The sequence below is a fragment of the Buttiauxella ferragutiae genome (assembly GCF_022637515.1).
In the GTDB taxonomy this organism is placed as follows: domain Bacteria; phylum Pseudomonadota; class Gammaproteobacteria; order Enterobacterales; family Enterobacteriaceae; genus Buttiauxella; species Buttiauxella ferragutiae.
In genome coordinates, this window is sequence record NZ_CP093332.1 from 5224175 (window position 1) to 5243906 (window position 19732).

Annotated in this window: 19 protein-coding genes; 12 read left to right on the forward strand and 7 right to left on the reverse strand. The window is 50.7% G+C overall.

Annotation, left to right across the window (positions count from 1 at the left end; translation table 11 throughout):
• Positions 1–50: 50 nt before the first annotated feature.
• The 3 genes from rpmG to radC all read right to left on the reverse strand — a co-directional run bounded on the left by rpmG (position 51) and on the right by radC (position 1350).
• Entirely contained in the window at positions 51–218 is a 168-nt protein-coding gene (rpmG, locus tag MNO13_RS24030; RefSeq protein WP_002208990.1) for a 50S ribosomal protein L33, read from the reverse strand.
• A gap of 13 nt (positions 219–231) precedes the next feature.
• Positions 232–468 carry a 50S ribosomal protein L28 gene (gene rpmB, locus MNO13_RS24035; protein WP_034461465.1) on the reverse strand — a complete coding sequence of 79 codons (237 nt, stop codon included), beginning with the start codon at positions 466–468 and terminating at the stop codon, positions 232–234.
• A 216-nt stretch (positions 469–684) separates the two neighbouring features.
• Positions 685–1350 carry a RadC family protein gene (gene radC, locus MNO13_RS24040; protein ID WP_232887163.1) on the reverse strand — a complete coding sequence of 222 codons (666 nt, stop codon included), beginning with the start codon at positions 1348–1350 and terminating at the stop codon, positions 685–687.
• Positions 1351–1527: 177 nt separating this feature from the next.
• Here radC and coaBC point away from each other — a divergent pair, with 177 nt between their 5' ends.
• From coaBC to slmA, 3 genes are all read left to right on the forward strand, one after another.
• On the forward strand, positions 1528–2739 hold the full coding sequence (gene coaBC / locus MNO13_RS24045; protein ID WP_232887164.1) for a bifunctional phosphopantothenoylcysteine decarboxylase/phosphopantothenate--cysteine ligase CoaBC: 1212 nt from the start codon (positions 1528–1530) through the stop codon (positions 2737–2739).
• Entirely contained in the window at positions 2717–3175 is a 459-nt protein-coding gene (dut, locus tag MNO13_RS24050) for a dUTP diphosphatase (protein WP_064541819.1), read from the forward strand. The genes coaBC and dut overlap by 23 nt, the downstream gene beginning before the upstream one ends.
• Before the next feature lie 120 nt (positions 3176–3295).
• A complete protein-coding gene (gene slmA / locus MNO13_RS24055; protein ID WP_064541822.1) occupies positions 3296–3892 on the forward strand; it encodes a nucleoid occlusion factor SlmA in 597 nt (198 codons plus the stop codon).
• Between the two features lie 30 nt (positions 3893–3922).
• On the opposite strand, the gene pyrE is transcribed toward slmA, so the two are convergent.
• The gene (gene pyrE / locus MNO13_RS24060) at positions 3923–4564 is read right to left on the reverse strand and encodes an orotate phosphoribosyltransferase (RefSeq protein ID WP_241939390.1); all 642 of its coding nucleotides are present in this window, start codon (positions 4562–4564) and stop codon (positions 3923–3925) included.
• A 57-nt stretch (positions 4565–4621) separates the two neighbouring features.
• The gene (gene rph / locus MNO13_RS24065) at positions 4622–5338 is read right to left on the reverse strand and encodes a ribonuclease PH (RefSeq protein WP_121814628.1); all 717 of its coding nucleotides are present in this window, start codon (positions 5336–5338) and stop codon (positions 4622–4624) included.
• Between the two features lie 125 nt (positions 5339–5463).
• On the opposite strand from rph, the gene MNO13_RS24070 reads away from it, so the two are divergent.
• Together MNO13_RS24070 and MNO13_RS24075 are read left to right on the forward strand one after the other, a co-directional pair.
• The gene (locus MNO13_RS24070) at positions 5464–6327 is read left to right on the forward strand and encodes a YicC/YloC family endoribonuclease (protein ID WP_064541832.1); all 864 of its coding nucleotides are present in this window, start codon (positions 5464–5466) and stop codon (positions 6325–6327) included.
• Between the two features lie 337 nt (positions 6328–6664).
• Entirely contained in the window at positions 6665–7282 is a 618-nt protein-coding gene (locus tag MNO13_RS24075) for a trimeric intracellular cation channel family protein (protein ID WP_064541835.1), read from the forward strand.
• On the opposite strand, the gene ligB is transcribed toward MNO13_RS24075, so the two are convergent.
• Complete coding sequence (gene ligB / locus MNO13_RS24080) at positions 7276–8967, reverse strand: NAD-dependent DNA ligase LigB (RefSeq protein WP_241939391.1); 1692 nt, start codon at positions 8965–8967, stop codon at positions 7276–7278. The genes MNO13_RS24075 and ligB overlap by 7 nt on opposite strands.
• 255 nt (positions 8968–9222) lie before the next feature.
• On the opposite strand from ligB, the gene gmk reads away from it, so the two are divergent.
• From gmk to recG, 5 genes are read left to right on the forward strand one after another with little or no spacing between them, the layout of a single operon-like run.
• The gene (gene gmk, locus MNO13_RS24085) at positions 9223–9846 is read left to right on the forward strand and encodes a guanylate kinase (protein ID WP_064541918.1); all 624 of its coding nucleotides are present in this window, start codon (positions 9223–9225) and stop codon (positions 9844–9846) included.
• A 54-nt stretch (positions 9847–9900) separates the two neighbouring features.
• Positions 9901–10176 (forward strand): DNA-directed RNA polymerase subunit omega, encoded by a 276-nt coding sequence (gene rpoZ, locus MNO13_RS24090; RefSeq protein WP_034461476.1) that lies wholly within the window; start codon positions 9901–9903, stop codon positions 10174–10176.
• Between the two features lie 18 nt (positions 10177–10194).
• Complete coding sequence (gene spoT / locus MNO13_RS24095) at positions 10195–12306, forward strand: bifunctional GTP diphosphokinase/guanosine-3',5'-bis pyrophosphate 3'-pyrophosphohydrolase (RefSeq protein ID WP_121814631.1); 2112 nt, start codon at positions 10195–10197, stop codon at positions 12304–12306.
• A 4-nt stretch (positions 12307–12310) separates the two neighbouring features.
• Positions 12311–13000, forward strand: a complete 690-nt coding sequence (trmH, locus tag MNO13_RS24100) for a tRNA (guanosine(18)-2'-O)-methyltransferase TrmH (RefSeq protein WP_064541839.1) — start codon at positions 12311–12313, stop codon at positions 12998–13000.
• Between the two features lie 4 nt (positions 13001–13004).
• A complete protein-coding gene (recG, locus tag MNO13_RS24105; protein ID WP_121814633.1) occupies positions 13005–15086 on the forward strand; it encodes an ATP-dependent DNA helicase RecG in 2082 nt (693 codons plus the stop codon).
• Between the two features lie 4 nt (positions 15087–15090).
• On the opposite strand, the gene gltS is transcribed toward recG, so the two are convergent.
• Entirely contained in the window at positions 15091–16293 is a 1203-nt protein-coding gene (gene gltS / locus MNO13_RS24110; RefSeq protein ID WP_064541849.1) for a sodium/glutamate symporter, read from the reverse strand.
• Between the two features lie 229 nt (positions 16294–16522).
• Between gltS and MNO13_RS24115 the strand changes: the two genes are divergently transcribed.
• Together MNO13_RS24115 and MNO13_RS24120 are read left to right on the forward strand one after the other, a co-directional pair.
• On the forward strand, positions 16523–17914 hold the full coding sequence (locus MNO13_RS24115) for a nucleobase:cation symporter-2 family protein (RefSeq protein WP_133523071.1): 1392 nt from the start codon (positions 16523–16525) through the stop codon (positions 17912–17914).
• A 125-nt stretch (positions 17915–18039) separates the two neighbouring features.
• Positions 18040–19722 carry an AsmA family protein gene (locus MNO13_RS24120; protein ID WP_232887160.1) on the forward strand — a complete coding sequence of 561 codons (1683 nt, stop codon included), beginning with the start codon at positions 18040–18042 and terminating at the stop codon, positions 19720–19722.
• Positions 19723–19732 lie beyond the last annotated feature (10 nt).

The following is a 19732-nucleotide window of genomic DNA, read 5'->3' on the forward strand; positions in this document are numbered from 1 at the left end:
TAAAACGAAAAAACCCCGCCGAAGCGAGGTTTTCATCAAAGACACTAAAATTATTTAATTTTAGCTTCTTTGTACAGTACGTGTTGACGGACAACTGGATCGAATTTTTTCAGTTCCAGTTTTTCCGGCTTAGTACGCTTGTTCTTCGTGGTGGTATAGAAGTGACCAGTACCAGCAGAAGAAACCAGCTTGATCTTCTCGCGAACACCTTTAGCCATGACTTAATTCCTCTTAGTACTTCTCGCCACGGGTACGCATATCGGCCAAGACCGTTTCGATACCCTTCTTATCAATTACACGCATACCTTTAGCAGATACGCGCAGTGTGACAAAACGCTTCTCGCTCTCAACCCAAAAACGGTGAGAGTGCAGGTTCGGCAGGAAACGGCGTTTGGTCGCGTTCATTGCGTGGGAACGGTTATTACCGGTCACCGGACGCTTGCCAGTAACTTGGCAGACTCGGGACATGTCTATTCTCCAAAAATCAAATTAGCTCGAGCTTCGTATAGGGTTATGGCGCCTCGTCAGGCCGCAAGCCTGGTCCCTGGCGGTTCCATGTGAACCACAGTTCCAGGCGCATAATGCCAAAACCCGAGATTCTCAAAGGTGGCGTAGTATACGCTGCCTAACGCATGTGCTCAAGTCCCGAACAGACAAAGATCCCCAAGGATCGCGCAATTCGGCCTAAATCCACCCACGTTCTGCAAAAGAAACGTACTCTCCACGGCCGATAACAAGATGATCGAGCACTCGAATTTCCATAAACAGGCAAGCTTTTACGATGCGTTCGGTAATAACGCGATCGGCTTTACTCGGTTCTGCTCGACCAGACGGGTGATTATGCGCGAGTATTAACGCCGCTGCATTTGATTTCATCGCTTCACGCACAATTTCTCTCGGATGGACCTCTACATGGTTCAATGTTCCAGAAAACATCGGACAATGTTTAATCACCCGATGCTGATTATCCAGAAAAATAACCATGAAAACCTCGCGTTCTTCAGTCGTTAGCTGGCTTTGGATAAATTCCCTGACTGAATCAGGCCCTTTTAAAGTCAATTCTTCAACGCCTCGAGAATAGTAATAACGCCGCGCTAGTTCAGCTATGGCGTTTAACTGCGTGTATTTAGCCTCACCAATACCCTTAACATCGTTGAACTGCGAATAGTCCGCTGACAACAGCCGGCTTAACGAGCCAAACTGATGCAGTAAGGTTTGCGCAAATGTCAGGACATTCATGTTTCTGCTGCCAGTGCGTAAAAAAAGCGCCAGTAACTCCACATCAGATAAAGAACTGGCCCCAAATTTCAGCAGTTTTTCGCGCGGCATACTCGCTTTATCCAGCCCCATGATCACATCCATCAGAACCTCCTTGCCCTTCATTTCCGCTATTGTGCACAACTCGAGAAGCACAAACGACAGGCAGATATTCCGCATGCGGGATGTCTCGCAAACTGCAAAAAAGTCGATACCTAATGAGTGTGGTAAAATAGCCAGATGACTGTGACTTGTGGTGGAAAAATCATGATGGGGCTTTCTGGCAAAAAAATTGTTCTGGGTGTGAGCGGTGGTATCGCTGCCTATAAAACACCAGAACTGGTGCGCCGTCTGCGTGAACGCGGGGCAGAAGTAAGAGTGGTAATGACTGAGGCCGCCAAAGCCTTTATTACGCCACTGAGTTTACAAGCCGTATCAGGTTATCCGGTTTCAGACAGCTTGTTAGATCCCGCAGCAGAAGCCGCAATGGGCCATATAGAATTAGGCAAATGGGCTGATTTAGTTATCCTTGCCCCCGCCACGGCCGACTTAATTGCCCGCATTACTGCAGGCATGGCAAATGACCTTGTGAGCACAATTTGTCTCGCCACACCGGCACCGGTTGCCGTTGTCCCTGCCATGAACCAACAGATGTACCGAGCCACTGCAACTCAACACAACCTTGAAGTTCTCTCTTCACGCGGCTTGTTGATGTGGGGGCCGGATAGCGGCAGCCAAGCCTGTGGCGATGTTGGCCCAGGTCGAATGCTTGACCCGCTAACCATAGTCGAAATGGCGGCACAGCATTTTACTGTCACCAAAGATCTGCAACATCTTAATATCATGATTACCGCTGGCCCAACCCGCGAGCGTCTGGACCCGGTGCGCTATATCACTAACGATAGTTCAGGGAAAATGGGTTATGCCATCGCGGCGGCGGCGGCATCGCGTGGCGCGAATGTGACGTTAATTTCTGGCCCTGTATCTTTGCCAACACCACCATGGGTGAAGCGTATTGATGTCACCACAGCGTTGGAAATGGAAGCTGCTGTTCAGCAACATGTTCAGGAACAGCAAATTTTTGTGGGCTGTGCCGCAGTTGCGGATTATCGTGCAGCCGCTGTAGCTGATGAGAAAATCAAAAAGCAAGGCGATGAAATTACAATAAAAATGATAAAAAACCCGGACATCGTCGCCGGTGTCGCAGCACTTTTGGCGCACCGACCTTATGTTGTTGGGTTTGCCGCCGAAACAAATAATGTGGAAGAATACGCCCGGCAAAAACGTATGAGTAAAAATCTCGATCTGATTTGTGCGAATGATGTCTCACAAGCAGGCCAGGGATTTAATAGCGACAACAATGCACTGCACATTTTCTGGCAGGAAGGAGATAAAGTCTTACCTCTTGAGCGTAAAGAACTCCTTGGCCATCTTTTACTGAACGAGATAGTTACCCGTTATGATGAAAAAAATCGACGTTAAGATTCTGGACCCACGCGTTGGCCAACAGTTCCCCCTGCCGACTTATGCTACTTCCGGCTCTGCGGGTCTTGACCTGCGCGCCTGTCTGGATGAAGCCGTAGAGCTTGCTCCAGGTATCACCAAACTGATTCCAACCGGGCTGGCTATCCATATCGCCGACCCAACTCTTGCGGCTGTCATTCTGCCTCGTTCAGGTCTTGGTCATAAGCATGGCGTTGTTTTAGGCAACCTTGTTGGGCTGATAGACTCCGATTACCAGGGTCAGTTAATGGTTTCCGTCTGGAACCGTGGACAAGATCACTTCACTATCGAACCGGGTGAGCGCATTGCTCAAATGGTGTTTGTGCCAGTCGTTCAGGCCGAATTCAATCTGGTTGAGGATTTCGATTCTAGTGACCGTGGCGAAGGTGGTTTCGGCCATTCAGGACGCCAGTAACTTCATTTAAAAACGTAACCCCACAGCGTAAAAAATGTGAAAAAACCGCAAACTTCAAGTTTGCGAGCGCGGTGTGGTTACCTGCCTGACAAGTGCGTTATTTCAGGGGTATTTTAGAACATGGCAGAAAAGCAAGTTGCGAAACGGAATCGTCGCGAAGAAATACTTCAGTCTTTGGCCCAAATGCTTGAGTCCAGCGATGGCAGCCAACGCATTACGACTGCCAAACTCGCCGCGACTGTTGGTGTTTCCGAAGCTGCACTTTATCGACATTTTCCCAGCAAAACGAAGATGTTCGATAGCCTTATCGAGTTTATTGAAGATAGTCTGATTACCCGTATCAATCTCATCCTGAAAGATGAGAAAGACACCCACGCCCGGTTACGCTTGATTGTTTTACTGATTCTTGGGTTTGGCGAGCGCAACCCTGGCCTAACACGAATTCTCACCGGCCACGCGCTGATGTTTGAACAAGACCGTCTGCAAGGCCGTATCAATCAGCTTTTTGAGCGTATAGAAGTGCAATTGCGCCAGGTCATGCGTGAAAAGAAGATGCGTGAAGGTGAAGGCTACATTACTGATGAATCGTTACTGGCAAGCTTGCTGCTGGCATTTTGTGAAGGGACACTATCGCGTTTTGTGCGTAGCGAATTCCGCTATCTGCCTACCGGTGATTTTGATACCCGTTGGCCGCTGATTGCCGCACAACTTCGTTAAATAGAAAGGGCCTTCAAAAGGCCCTTTTTCTTACACGCCGTACTGAGTACGGTATTCCTGTACAGCCGCTAGATGCACGGCCATTTCAGGTTTTTCTTCCAGGTATTCAACCAGGTCTTTCAGCGTGATGATCGAAATCACCTGGCACTGGTAATCGCACTCAACTTCCTGAATTGCAGAGATTTCACCACGACCACGCTCCTGGCGGTCCAGAGAAATTAACACGCCAGCCAGTGATGCATTGTTGGCAGCAATAATTTCCATTGATTCACGGATTGCGGTACCCGCAGTAATAACGTCATCCACCAACATCACTCGCCCTTGAAGGGCACTACCGACCAGGTTGCCACCTTCACCGTGATCTTTTGCTTCTTTGCGGTTGAAGCAATATGGCACATCACGTTCATGATGCTCTGCCAACGCAACCGCTGTAGTAGTCGCGATAGGAATCCCTTTGTAAGCCGGCCCAAACAGCAAATCAAACTCAATCCCGGAATCCACTAACGCGGCGGCATAAAAACGGCCTAACAGTGCCAGATCACGCCCGGTATTAAACAACCCTGCGTTGAAGAAATAAGGGCTGGTACGCCCGGATTTCAGCGTGAATTCGCCAAACTTAAGTACCTGCTTGTTAAGCGCAAACTCAATAAACTGGCGCTGATACGGTTTCATGGATTTGCTCCTCGATTATTGCGACAAAAAAAAGGCGACTCTCAGAGTCGCCTAAAATTAATTCTCTAACGCCGCCTTCTGCGCCGTTACGATAGATTCAATTCCCCCTCGTGCCAGCGCCAGTAGCGCCAACAACTCTTCATGGGTGAACGGCTCGCCTTCCGCGGTGCCCTGGACCTCAATCATGCGGCCATCTTCCATCATCACGACGTTCATGTCAGTTTCTGCGGCAGAATCTTCAACATATTCAAGATCGCACAGAGCCTCGCCTTTAACGATACCGACAGATACCGCCGCAACCATCCCTTTCATTGGATTGGTTTTCATCTTACCGGCTGCGACCAGTTTGTTCAGCGCATCCGCCAGCGCAACACATGCGCCAGTAATAGATGCGGTACGAGTGCCGCCGTCTGCCTGCAGAACATCGCAGTCCAGTGTAATGGTGTATTCGCCAAGGACTTTCAAATCAACGGCTGCACGCAGAGAACGCGCAATCAGGCGCTGAATCTCAAGAGTACGGCCACCCTGCTTACCTTTTGCTGCTTCACGAGCATTACGGCTATGGGTCGCACGCGGCAACATACCATATTCAGCGGTGATCCAACCCTGGCCCTGGCCTTTCAGAAAGCGCGGAACACCTTCTTCAACGGTGGCGGTACAAAGTACTTTAGTATCGCCGAACTCGACCAGCACGGAGCCTTCTGCGTGTTTGGTGTAATTACGGGTCAGGGTGACTGGGCGCACTTGATTGGCGCTACGACCTGATGGACGCATGGGGTTATCTCCGGCTAAAACGAATGTGGCTGCGCATTATACGGACTTCGTTCGCTTATTCCTATCCTGCCACGACAGGCATGGCTATAATCCCCCACATCTATTACAGAATACGGTTACGAAATATGATCCGCAGTATGACCGCCTATGCCCGACGTGAAGTAAAAGGCGAATGGGGCAGCGCCACCTGGGAGTTACGTTCGGTAAACCAGCGTTATCTTGAAACCTACATCCGTATGCCAGAGCAGTTCCGTAGCCTCGAACCTGTGGCTCGCGAGCGTATTCGCACCCGCTTAACTCGCGGGAAAATCGAATGTAACCTACGTTTCGAACCTGATACTCGTGCTCAAAGTTCTTTGCTGCTCAATGAAAAACTGGCTAAACAGCTGGTTGAAGCAGCGAATTGGGTAAAAATGCAGAGCGACGAAGGCGAAATCAATCCAGTTGATATTTTACGCTGGCCTGGTGTGATGTCTGCTCAGGAACAAGACCTTGATGCCATCACAGCTGAAATTCTTGCCGCCCTTGATGGTGCGCTGGACGACTTTATTGTTGCCCGTGAAACCGAAGGCCAGGCATTGAAATTACTGCTCGAACAGCGCCTTGAAGGTGTCAGCGCCGAAGTCGTGAAAGTCCGCGCGCACATGCCGGAAGTCCTGAAATGGCAACGTGAGCGCCTGGTTGCCAAACTCGAAGATGCACAAGTTCAGCTTGAAAATAACCGCCTCGAGCAAGAACTGGTACTAATGGCACAACGTGTTGATGTTGCCGAAGAGCTGGATCGCCTGGAAGCTCACGTTAAAGAGACATACAACATTCTGAAGAAAAAAGAAGCGGTTGGCCGTCGTCTCGACTTTATGATGCAGGAGTTCAACCGCGAGTCGAATACCCTGGCATCAAAATCTATTAACTCAGATGTCACCAATTCAGCTATCGAATTGAAAGTGCTGATTGAGCAAATGCGCGAACAGATTCAGAACATCGAGTAATTGTCCGTCATGTGTTCTAAGGCCCGTGTTTTGCGGGCCTTTTCGTACTGGTTGTCATTGAAAGAGGAACGATTCAGTAACTCTCCTGTATCTGGGTTAACACCGTTTGCCAGAGCCCTCAAAATCATTGAAGTACTCATCACTGTGACCCCTTTCAATTATCACCAAATAAATTAATCCTTAATAAAACAACATTGCCATTAGAATCCTTACACATCGTACTTAGAAAAAAATTAAACATTAAAAAAACTAATCCAAATCATTTTGACTTAGAAAAACTCAATCGTGACACCATTCACAAAACGTTACCCTCTCCGCGTTTCCACTGGGGGTTCCAATGCTGCTACATATTCTTTATTTGGTCGGGATTACTGCTGAAGCCATGACTGGCGCGTTAGCGGCAGGCCGCCGCCGCATGGATACTTTCGGTGTGATAATCATTGCAACAGCCACAGCGCTTGGTGGTGGTTCAGTACGCGATATCCTTCTTGGCCACTACCCATTAGGTTGGGTGAAACATCCAGAATATGTCGTGATTGTCGCCATCGCCGCTGTGCTTACCACCGTATTTGCCCCCGTAATGCCTCATCTGCGCCGCCTTTTCTTAGTGCTCGATGCCCTTGGACTTGTGGTGTTTTCTATCATCGGTGCGCAAATAGCGTTGGATATGGGCGAAGGGCCAATTATCGCTATCATTGCCGCCGTTATAACGGGCGTATTTGGCGGTGTTTTACGTGATATGTTTTGTAAGCGTATCCCGCTGGTATTCCAGAAAGAGCTCTATGCTGGCATCGCTTTCGCCTCAGCGGTGCTTTACATCGTTCTGGAACACTATGTTTCGAACCAGGATGTGGTGATTATTTCCACGCTCCTGTTCGGATTCACCACCCGCTTACTCGCGTTACGACTGCGCCTGGGATTACCTGTGTTTCATTACAAACACGCGGATCACTGACCGGTAAATCCCAGGATTCCCTGCTCTGCAAGAAAAACTACTAATGCAGCAATTTGGGGATGATTGACAAACTCCACCAACTTTTTAGCCCGGCCAGCACCAATGCCCGGCAGTTTTTGCCAACTAAGCTCATCTCGCGCAACTAACTGCGACCATTGAGAATCGGGCAGAGTGGTAAACACAGCTCGGGGGAGCGGTAAACCAAAAGCGATTAACCACTGCTTAAAGGGCTGTTGCCTGACTTGCGAGAATTGCTGCCAAAGATGGGCCGCTCTGGCTGAAGAAATCCCGCTAATTTTCAACAGTTCTTCCTGACTGACGGTTACCCAAGAAAATATATGCCTCAGATTAAGATTCTGTTGGATCTGCTGCCAGGTGCGTACGCTCACTCCATTGATGTTCAATACTTCTGGAGAGCTAATCCAGGCCAACCGCGCAATAAACTGCTCGCGACACCAAACTTCAAAAAACAGACAGCTCAATGGAGTAACCATTTTATCTGTTGGCAGCGGCGGTTTATTGCGCTGGCTTACCCGCCATACCACTTCATCGACGCGCGGAATCCCCTGCCCTGCAAGACTCACCATCACCTGATCACCCAAAGCAATATCCAGAGCTTGCCAACGTTTGACTGAACCGATGTTCACTCGTTTGACCTGTTTATCATCTATCTGCAGGGGATTGAGTCTTAGAACAACAGCAACTTTTCCTGTGCGCCCGACCGTAAATTGAATGCCCTTTACCTCTGCAATTTGCTGGGCTGGTGGAAATTTCCATGCCATCACCCACGTTGCTTTGCCTGGTAGCCAATATTGCCCCGCAGGCTCTATTGCCTCACGAACCACAATACCGTCGGTCACAAAGGGAAGAGGGGTCGTAAACAAGGACTCCCGTAACATCGCGATTGTTTCCAGTGAGCTAACAGGCGTTGACCAAATTTTAGTTAGCGGAAAACCAGCCTGTGCGAGCGTGTCTAATTTCAGATTCATATCAGCAGGCCCATCTGGCCACGCCCAAATAAATATCCCCAATTCATTGAGCAAGGCTGAGTCGCTTTGGCTCATCATGGCACCAGCCACTTTTCCTCTGGCATTTATGCCACCCATCGTTTTCTGTATGTGATTATCTCTTTTCCAGAAAACCTCCCCTTGCAACACGCTATTAGCAAGCCGGCCTGAAAGGGTTACGGGGATAGCGGGAATCATTTTGGCCTTCTCTGTCCAGTCTTGCCCTTTCTCTCCGTCCCCGCGGCTAAGGAGTTTAGCCAGGCGTCCTTGCTGATAAACCAGGGTCACCGCCACACCATCGACTTTAGGTTGCACCCAGAGATCGGTTTTGCCTTTGGCCCATTGAGCAACTGCTGCACTATCTGGCAGTTTTTTTAAGCCTGTATGAGCAACCGGGTGCAACGCTTTCCCCTGTGTCGCCAACTGCGGTGGTTGTGGTTTTTCCGAGGGATGAAAGCAGCGCTGCCATTCATTGTATTGCCTGCGTAGACCATCGTATGTCGCATCACTGACCTCACTAACGCCCTGTTGGTAATAAGATTGATCCCACTGACTAAGCTTTTCATTCAATCCAGACATCTCCTGCTGGACTTGCCCCGATGACCAAGCCGGACATGTCGCCGACGCCATTGCGCTCATCAGTCCCAGAAAACCGATAAATTTTGTAATCCACTTCATAATTCCCTCCGTGTAGAAGCAAAGAGAGATATAACGCCAGGAAACAAGCCGTACTAATAGGTTCTAAAAAGGATGCGAGGAGATTTCAGACATATTTAACTTGTTTCAGTAACACGAGGGTTTTTTTGGAAAACATTACGCAAATTGGTAGAAATCTTGCCGGGGAACACGACAAATTCTACGAGACACGGAGACGGCGTGTATAATAGGCCCGTATACGCACTTCTTTTTATGCTTACCGATAAGTTAGAACTCATGGCTCAAGGCACGCTTTATATCGTTTCCGCCCCAAGTGGCGCGGGGAAATCCAGCCTCATCCAGGCTTTGTTGAAGACACAACCGCTGTACGACACGCAGGTTTCTATTTCCCATACCACTCGTGGTATTCGTCCGGGAGAGAACCACGGCGAGCACTATTTCTTTGTGGAAAAGGAAGAGTTTAAGCAGATGATTGCTGAAGACGCATTCCTGGAACACGCTGAAGTGTTTGGCAATTACTACGGCACCTCACGCCATGCCATTGAACAAGTTCTGGCAACCGGCGTGGATGTTTTTCTGGATATTGACTGGCAAGGTGCGCAGCAGATTCGTCAGAAAATGCCGCAAGCCCGCAGTATTTTTATTCTGCCGCCATCAAAAGTAGAACTGGACCGCCGCCTTCGTGGCCGTGGGCAAGACAGTGAAGAAGTTATTACGAAGCGAATGGAGCAGGCTGTTGCAGAAATGAGCCATTATGCCGAGTATGACTATTTAATCGTCAACGACGATTTCGACACTGCACTGTCAGATTTAAAAATTATCATTCGTGCCGAGCGTCTACGAATGGGTCGCCAAAAAGCGCGACATGACGCTTTAATCAGCAAACTATTGGCAGACTGAGCCCAGTTTCAGTATCATGCCCAGTCATTTCTTCATCTGTGGAGCATTTTAATTATGGCACGCGTAACTGTTCAGGACGCTGTTGAGAAAATTGGTAACCGTTTTGACCTGGTTCTGGTCGCCGCACGTCGCGCTCGTCAGATGCAAACTGGTGGTAAAGATCCACTAGTACCTGAAGAAAACGATAAAACGACTGTAATCGCACTGCGCGAAATCGAAGAAGGGTTGATCACCAACCAGATTCTCGATGTTCGTGATCGTCAGGAACAGCAAGAGCAGGAAGCCGCAGAACTGCAGGCCGTAACCGCTATTGCTGAAGGTCGTCGTTAATTAGCCTGCGGGTAGCCCTTGTATCTGTTTGAAAGCCTGAATCAACTGATTCAACAATACTTGCCCGAGGAGCAGATAAAGCGACTTCGGCAAGCATACCTTGTTGCGCGTGATGCTCACGAGGGACAAGCACGTTCAAGTGGTGAACCCTATATCACCCATCCCGTAGCGGTTGCCTGCATTCTGGCCGAGATGAAACTCGACTATGAAACACTGATGGCAGCACTACTGCATGATGTGATCGAAGACACCCCTGCCACCTACCAGGATATGGAACAACTGTTTGGCAAAAGCGTTGCCGAACTGGTGGAAGGGGTATCTAAGCTAGACAAACTGAAATTCCGCGATAAGAAAGAAGCTCAGGCTGAAAACTTCCGCAAAATGATCATGGCGATGGTGCAAGACATTCGCGTCATTCTGATCAAACTCGCCGACCGCACACATAACATGCGCACGCTCGGGTCTTTACGCCCGGATAAGCGCCGCCGCATTGCTCGCGAAACCCTCGAAATTTATAGCCCTCTGGCACACCGTCTTGGTATTCATCACCTGAAAACCGAGTTAGAAGAGCTGGGCTTTGAAGCGCTTTACCCGAACCGCTACCGCGTGATTAAAGAAGTGGTAAAAGCGGCGCGTGGTAACCGCAAAGAGATGATTCAAAAAATCCTCTCTGAAATCGACGGGCGTTTGCAAGAAGCAGGCATTCCTTGCCGTGTCAGTGGTCGCGAAAAACACCTTTACTCCATCTACTGCAAAATGACGCTCAAAGAGCAGCGTTTCCATTCGATTATGGATATCTACGCTTTCCGCGTAATCGTCCATGACATGGATACCTGTTACCGCGTTCTTGGGCAGATGCATAGCCTCTACAAGCCGCGTCCTGGGCGGGTTAAGGACTATATCGCCATTCCAAAGGCCAACGGATATCAGTCCCTGCATACTTCAATGATTGGCCCACACGGTGTGCCGGTTGAAGTGCAAATCCGTACCGAAGATATGGATCAGATGGCAGAGATGGGTGTTGCCGCTCACTGGGCTTATAAAGAGCAGGGTGAAAGTGGCACAACCGCACAAATCCGCGCTCAGCGCTGGATGCAAAGCCTGCTGGAATTACAGCAAAGTGCGGGCAGCTCATTTGAATTTATCGAGAGCGTAAAATCCGATCTGTTCCCGGATGAGATTTACGTTTTCACCCCGGAAGGGCGCATTGTCGAATTGCCTGCGGGCGCGACACCTGTCGATTTCGCCTATGCCGTGCATACCGACATCGGCCATGCTTGCGTCGGTGCTCGTGTCGACAGGCAACCCTATCCGCTGTCTCAGTCGCTAAGCAGCGGCCAGACTATCGAAATCATTACGGCGCCAGGTGCACGCCCGAACGCCGCTTGGCTGAACTTTGTCGTGAGCTCTAAAGCCCGTGCCAAAATCCGCCAGATGCTGAAAAACCTCAAACGTGACGACTCCGTTAGTCTTGGTCGCCGTTTGCTAAACCACGCTTTAGGTGGCAGCCGTAAATTAGCCGAAGTCCCACCAGAAAATATTCAACGTGAGCTTGAGCGCATGAAGCTCGCTACGCTTGATGATTTGCTGGCTGAAATCGGCCTTGGTAACGCCATGAGTGTGGTTGTCGCGAAGAACCTGCAAGGTGAATCGTCAGTGGTACAGCAAGGCCACTCAACGACTCACAGTCATCTGCCGATTAAAGGCGCTGATGGTGTGCTGATTACCTTTGCTAAGTGTTGCCGTCCAATCCCTGGTGACCCAATTATTGCGCACGTAAGCCCAGGCAAAGGGCTGGTTATCCACCATGAATCTTGCCGTAACATCCGAGGCTATCAAAAAGAGCCAGAGAAATTTATGGCAGTGGAATGGGATAAAGAGACAGAACAAGAGTTTACCACCGAGATCAAGGTGGATATGTTTAACCATCAGGGTGCGCTGGCAAACCTGACGGCTGCGCTCAATAATGCAGGCTCCAATATTCAAAGCCTGAACACCGAAGAGAAAGATGGCCGCGTATACAGTGCGTTCATTCGTCTGACTGCACGCGACCGTATCCATCTGGCAAATCTCATGCGTAAAATCCGCGTGATGCCGGATGTGATTAAAGTCACCCGCAACCGAAACTAGTGTTATGAATCCTCAACGTTATGCGCGTATTTGCGAGATGCTCGCCAGGCGTCAGCCTGATCTGACCGTCTGCATGGAGCAGGTCCATAAACCTCATAACGTCTCGGCGATTATTCGCACCGCTGATGCCGTTGGTGTACATGAAGTTCACGCGGTCTGGCCGGGTAACCGCATGCGCACCATGGCCTCTTCCGCCGCGGGAAGCAACTCCTGGGTTGAAGTCAAAACGCACCGCAATATTGGCGATGCCGTTGCCCAGCTAAAAAGCAGCGGAATGCAAATCCTCGCCACCAACCTTTCTGATAAAGCCGTCGATTTCCGTGAAATTGATTACACCCGCCCAACCTGCATTTTGATGGGGCAGGAAAAAACCGGTATTACTCAGGAAGCATTAGCGTTGGCAGACCAGGACATCATTATTCCGATGACCGGAATGGTGCAATCGCTCAACGTTTCCGTGGCCTCCGCGCTCATTCTTTATGAAGCGCAGCGCCAGCGTCAGAACGCCGGAATGTATCAGCGCGAAAACAGCACGCTGCCAGAATCCGAACAACAGCGCCTGCTGTTTGAAGGCGGCTATCCTGTACTGGCGCGCGTTTCCCGCCGTAAAGGTTTGCCCTACCCGCATGTGAATCAGCAAGGTGAGATAGAAGCTGATGCCGCATGGTGGGCCACAATGCAATCTGCGGAGTAGCAGGATGAAAGGCCGTTTGCTGGATGCCATACCGTTAAGTACGCTTGCCGGAGTGGGTGCCAGCCAGAGCGGCAAACTGGCCAAAATTGGCCTGTACACCATTCAAGATCTCCTGCTCCACCTGCCGCTTCGTTACGAAGACCGCACGCATCTCTACCCCATAAATGACCTGATGCCGGGCACTCATGCCACGGTGGAAGGTGAAGTGCTGAACTGCAATATCAGTTTTGGTCGCCGCCGCATGATGACCTGCCAGATTTCTGACGGCACCGGCATCCTGACCATGCGGTTTTTCAACTTCAATGCAGCGATGAAAAACAGCCTCGCAACCGGTAAACGTGTGCTCGCTTATGGCGAAGCAAAGCGCGGGACGCACGGCGCGGAGATGATTCATCCTGAATACCGCGTTCAGGGCGATCTCAGTACCCCTGAATTGCAGGAAACTCTGACGCCGGTTTACCCCACGACGGAAGGCATTCGCCAGGCGACTCTGCGCAAACTGACCGACCAGGCACTGGAGTTGCTGGATACCTGCGCTATCACCGAATTACTCCCGGCGGATTTGAGCAAGGGGATGATGAGCCTCCCGGAAGCATTGCGTACTTTGCATCGCCCGCCACCGACCATGCAGTTAGCCGATCTGGAAACCGGGAAGCACCCTGCTCAGCAGCGCTTAATCCTTGAAGAATTACTGGCGCATAACCTCAGCATGCTCGCACTCCGTGCGGGTGCTCAGCGTTATCATGCATTGCCCCTGCATAATCATGATGAATTAAAAAACCAACTGCTGGCTGCCCTTCCGTTTAAACCAACGGGTGCGCAAGAACGAGTGGTGGCAGAAATTGAACATGATATGGCGCTGGATGTGCCGATGATGCGTCTGGTGCAAGGCGATGTGGGTTCGGGCAAAACGCTGGTTGCAGCACTTGTCGCATTGCGGGCGATTGCGCATGGCAAACAAGTTGGCTTGATGGCACCAACGGAATTGCTCGCCGAGCAGCACGCCAATAATTTCCGCCTGTGGTTTGCGCCATTGGGTATTGAGGTGGGCTGGCTTGCCGGTAAGCAAAAAGGTAAAGCACGAATCGCCCAACAAGATGCCATCGCCAGCGGACAAGTGTCGATGGTGGTGGGAACGCATGCAATTTTCCAGGAACAGGTGCAATTCTCTCAACTCGCACTGGTCATCATTGATGAACAGCATCGCTTTGGCGTCCATCAGCGCCTGGCGCTGTGGGAAAAAGGCCAGATCCAGGGATTCCATCCGCATCAACTCATTATGACTGCGACACCAATCCCACGAACTCTCGCGATGACAGCCTATGCCGATCTGGACACGTCGACAATCGACGAACTGCCACCAGGCCGTACGCCAGTCACCACGGTTGCCATTCCTGACTCGCGCCGCAACGATATTATCGACCGTGTACGTGGGGCATGTAGTGATGAAGGCCGACAGGCATACTGGGTTTGTACGCTGATTGAAGAGTCGGAATTACTGGAAGCACAGGCTGCAGAAGTGACATGGGACGAGCTAAAAACTGCCCTGCCGAATCTGAATATTGGCCTGGTCCATGGGCGCATGAAGCCGCAAGAAAAGCAGGCCGTTATGCAGGCTTTCAAAGAAGGGTCGATTCATCTTTTAGTCGCTACAACGGTCATTGAAGTGGGCGTTGATGTCCCAAATGCCAGCCTGATGATTATCGAAAACCCTGAGCGCCTCGGGCTTGCACAACTCCACCAACTGCGCGGCCGTGTGGGACGTGGGGCCGTTGCATCCCATTGTGTGTTGCTGTACAAATCGCCGCTGTCAAAAACTGCGCAACTGCGTTTACAGGTGCTGCGCGACAGCAACGATGGTTTTGTGATTGCACAAAAAGATTTGGAAATTCGTGGGCCGGGGGAATTACTCGGTACGCGTCAGACAGGGAATGCCGAGTTTAAAGTGGCAGATTTACTGCGCGACCAGGCGATGATTCCTGAAGTGCAGCGCCTTGCACGCCATATCCATGAACGCTATCCGCAACAGGCAACCGCGCTCATCGAACGCTGGATGCCTGAAACGGAACGCTATTCAAACGCCTGATTGCTTAGCCAAAGATTGGCAGCATCAGGTACAGCTTGATGACTATCGCGTTGACGATATCAATAAAGAACGCGCCAACCATCGGAACCACCAGAAACGCCATGTGTGACGGGCCAAAACGCTCGGTAATCGCCTGCATATTGGCGATAGCCGTTGGTGTTGCCCCAAGGCCAAAACCACAATGGCCCGCGGCAAGTACCGCTGCATCATAGTTTTTACCCATCAAGCGATACGTCACGAAAATCGCATATAGCGCCATAAAGATGGTTTGCACCGTCAGAATTGCCAACATTGGCAACGCCAGTGACGCCAGTTCCCACAGCTTCAGGCTCATCAGCGCCATAGCGAGGAACAGAGACAAACAAACGTTCCCCAGCACGGAAACCGCGCGTTCAAATACCCGATAGAAGCCGAGCAGTGAGAGTGTATTGCTTAGGATAACCCCAATAAATAGCACACAAACGAACGTCGGTAATTCAAAGCTGGTGCCTTGAATAAGATGCGCTACAAACTTGCCAGTAGTAAGGCAGATAGCAATCATCGCGATAGTTTCAATCAGCACCATAGAGGTGATCATGCGCCCAACCGCAGGTTTTTCGAAGGCCGTTGGATCTACGCTATCTTCTGGCGTGCCATCAGGTGTGGATGAGTGTTTGACCAGGTAACGCGCCACCGGCCCGCCAATCAAACCACCCAGTACCAAACCAAATGTTGCGCAAGCCATCGCAACTTCGGTGGCGTTCTGGAAACCATAACGCTCGCTAAATAATTTACTCCACGCCGCACCGGTACCGTGGCCACCAGACAGGGTAATGGAACCTGCCAGTAAGCCCATTAACGGGTCAAGACCTAACAGGCTCGCCATACCAATACCGATGGCGTTTTGCATCACCAGCAAACCTACTACCACGATCAGGAAAATACCGACAACTTTGCCGCCTGCACGCAAGCTGGAAAGGTTGGCATTCAGACCGATGGTGGCAAAGAAAGCCAGCATCAATGGGTCTTTCAGACTCATATCAAATTCAAATTCCCAGCCGACGCTTTTTTTGAGCACCAGTAAGGCCAGGGCGATTAACAACCCACCCGCTACAGGTTCAGGGATAGTGTATTTTTTTAATAGCGGTATGGTATGGACCATTTTTCGGCCCAGTAACAACACGAGAGTCGCAGCAACAAGGGTAGAAAGGGTGTCGAGATAAAACATAGAATTGCTCCTGTTTGCGCATATTTCTCACAGACGCTTTAATTTATCCTTCACTGGAATTTCAGGTTCTAGAAAAATCAGTAGCCGGATTTTAACCAAAAAAGAGTCGAAAGTTATATAAAAAGCTCGGTATATGTGATTTTTATCTTAAGAAACATTGTTAGCAAACGTTTGCTTTTACCATCCAGTCCGTTAAAATCACCGTTTTTTCGGCAAGGGATAATTTCTGATGTCTGTTAATGCTGTTGAGTCTGAAGGTGCGCAATCGGTTGCTCAGGCTCGTTCCAGTGAATTGATTTACCGCCTCGAGGACAGACCCCCTCTCCCACAGACTCTTTTTGCTGCCGGTCAGCACTTATTAGCGATGTTTGTTGCGGTGATCACACCGGCGATGTTGATTTGCCAGGCTCTGGGACTTCCAGCCGAAGATACCCAACATATTATCAGTATGTCGTTGTTCGCCTCCGGCGTGGCATCGATTATTCAGATTAAAGCCTGGGGCCCGGTGGGTTCTGGGCTTCTGTCTATTCAGGGCACCAGTTTTAACTTTGTTTCACCGTTAATTATGGGCGGTATGGCATTGAAAAATGGCGGGGCCGATGTTCCGACCATGATGGCCGCCCTGTTTGGCACATTAATGCTCGCAAGCTGCACCGAAATGCTGTTATCGCGCTTCCTGCATCTGGCTCGCCGCATCATCACCCCGCTGGTTTCAGGTGTGGTGGTGATGATTATCGGCCTTTCTCTTATTCAGGTTGGCCTGACGTCTATCGGCGGTGGCTATGCCGCGATGAGCGACCATACCTTTGGCGCACCGAAAAACCTGCTGCTGGCAGGTGCTGTGCTGCTGGTCATCATTCTGCTAAACCGCCAGCGCAACGCTTACTTGCGCGTGGCTTCTCTGGTTATCGCCATGGCAGTGGGTTATGCGCTGGCCTGGGCGATGGGCATGCTGCCGAATGTTGCCCCGTCAACCAACACCGAACTGATTATGGTGCCAACGCCGTTGTATTACGGCCTGGGCATTGACTGGAATCTGCTAATCCCGCTGATGCTGGTCTTTATGGTGACCTCACTGGAAACCATTGGCGATATTACCGCGACTTCTGACGTTTCTGAGCAGCCAGTTTCAGGTCCTCTATATATGAAGCGCCTGAAAGGTGGCGTGTTGGCTAATGGCTTGAACTCCTGTGTTTCTGCGGTATTCAATACCTTCCCTAACTCCTGCTTCGGCCAGAACAACGGCGTGATTCAGCTTACCGGCGTTGCCAGCCGCTACGTCGGTTTTGTCGTCGCACTGATGTTGATCGTTCTCGGCTTGTTCCCGGCAGTAAGCGGGTTTGTCCAGCACATTCCTGAGCCGGTATTAGGCGGCGCGACGATCGTGATGTTTGGCACTATTGCCGCTTCTGGTGTGCGTATTGTTTCCCGCGAACCACTGAATCGCCGTGCGATTATGATTATCGCGCTGTCTCTGGCGGTCGGGATGGGCGTGTCTCAACAACCGTTAATTTTACAATTTGCACCTGACTGGTTGAAAACGCTGCTCTCTTCCGGGATTGCGGCCGGTGGTATCACCGCTATCGTGTTAAACCTCATTTTCCCGCCTGAGAAAAATTGATGTACCTCACGCGCTGGTGATTTGTTGTCACCAGCGCGTGTTACCCCTCCTGACAATCCCATCCTTGAGCTATAACGGTAAATGGGGCATAACACCCATACCGAAACTTCATGGGATGGAAGACAATGAAATTTCTCGGAAAGCTGATCACTGCGTTATTGGTCGTCATATTTGTTGCGCTAATCGCTGCCTATTTTTTGCTGCAAACTCGTTGGGGAGCCACCCAGGTTAGCAGTTGGGTCAATGAAAAGAGCGATTACAATTTCTCTTTTGAAAAGATGAGTCATCGCCTGGCTTCGCCCACGCACCTCACGCTGACGAAAGTGACTTTCGGTCGCAAGGGCCAGCCTGCAACATTAGTGGCGCAAAAGATTGATATCGACCTGAGCTCCCGGCAGTTTTCAGAGCCGATGCACTTCGACAAAATTCTGTTGCAAAACGGAACGCTAAATCTCAGCCCTAATGCTGCGCCGCTGCCTTTCCAGGCCGACATGCTGCAATTAAACGATATGGCGCTCAACAGCCCGAATACGGCATGGGACTTACGTGCGCAGCGCGTCAACGGTGGCGTGACCCCATGGCAGCCGCAGCCTGGCAAAGTCCTGGGTAATACGGCAGATATTCAATTTAGCGCAGGCTCCATGACGCTCAACGGCGTTCCCGCCACTAACGTCCTGTTGCAGGGCGCGATTAATAACCAACAAGTGACGCTCTCAACCATTGGCGCGGATATGGCACGCGGTTCGCTCACGGGTAATGCCCGGCGGCTTGCAGACGGTTCCTGGCAGATTGGTAGCCTGCGTTTGAACGACATTCGCCTGCAAACAGAAAAATCCATTGCCGATTTCCTGGCCCCGCTTTCCACCGTCCCTTCGCTGAAAATTGATAGCCTGGAAGTCACCGATGCGCGGCTGGAAGGTAAAGACTGGGCGGTCACTGATTTAGATCTGAGTTTGCGCAATCTGACGCTGGCAGATGGCGGATGGCAAAGCGACGACGGGCGGTTGTCGATGAATGCCAGCGATTTTATCAATGGCGATCTGCATCTGAATGATCCGATTGTGAATATCGACTTCAGCCCGCAAGCCGCCACGCTACGCCAGTTCACTTCACGCTGGGAAAGAGGCATGGTACGCGCCTCAGGCGTTTGGTTACGCAATGAGAAAAAGCTGGCACTGGATGAGCTGGTTTTTGCCGGGCTTGAATATACGCTGCCGGAAGACTGGAAAGCCCGCTGGATGAAACCGCTGCCGGAATGGGTGCATTCGGTGACCATTAAAAAGCTGTCGGCGAACCGGAATCTGGTCATCGATATCGACCCGGCCTTCCCGTTCCAGTTCACCGCGTTAGACGGCACGGCGAACAATCTTGAAGTTGTGCGCAACAGCCAGTGGGGAATCTGGAGTGGCAACGCCACGCTGAATGCGTCGTCAGCCACTTTCAATCGTGTCGATGTCCGTCGCCCGTCGATTTCGTTGAATGCCACAGATAACCAGATTTCGATTACCGAGCTGAGTGCTTTTGCGGGTGAAGGTATGCTGGAAGCAACAGGGGCAATTTCGCAGGCTCCGCAACGTAATGCTGCGATAAATCTGCGAGGACGTTCGGTGCCGGTAAACGTGTTGCAACAATGGGGATGGCCGGCGTTGCCGCTGGAAGGGAATGGTAATTTACAGCTTTCCGTGACCGGCAGCCTTGCTGCGCAAGCCGCCCTTAAACCGACCGTGAACGGTACCTTGCAAGCCACCAGTTCCGACGGCAAACAAGTACAGCAAACTATGCAGAATGGCGATGTTCCCGGCGCATAAGCGCCGGGTT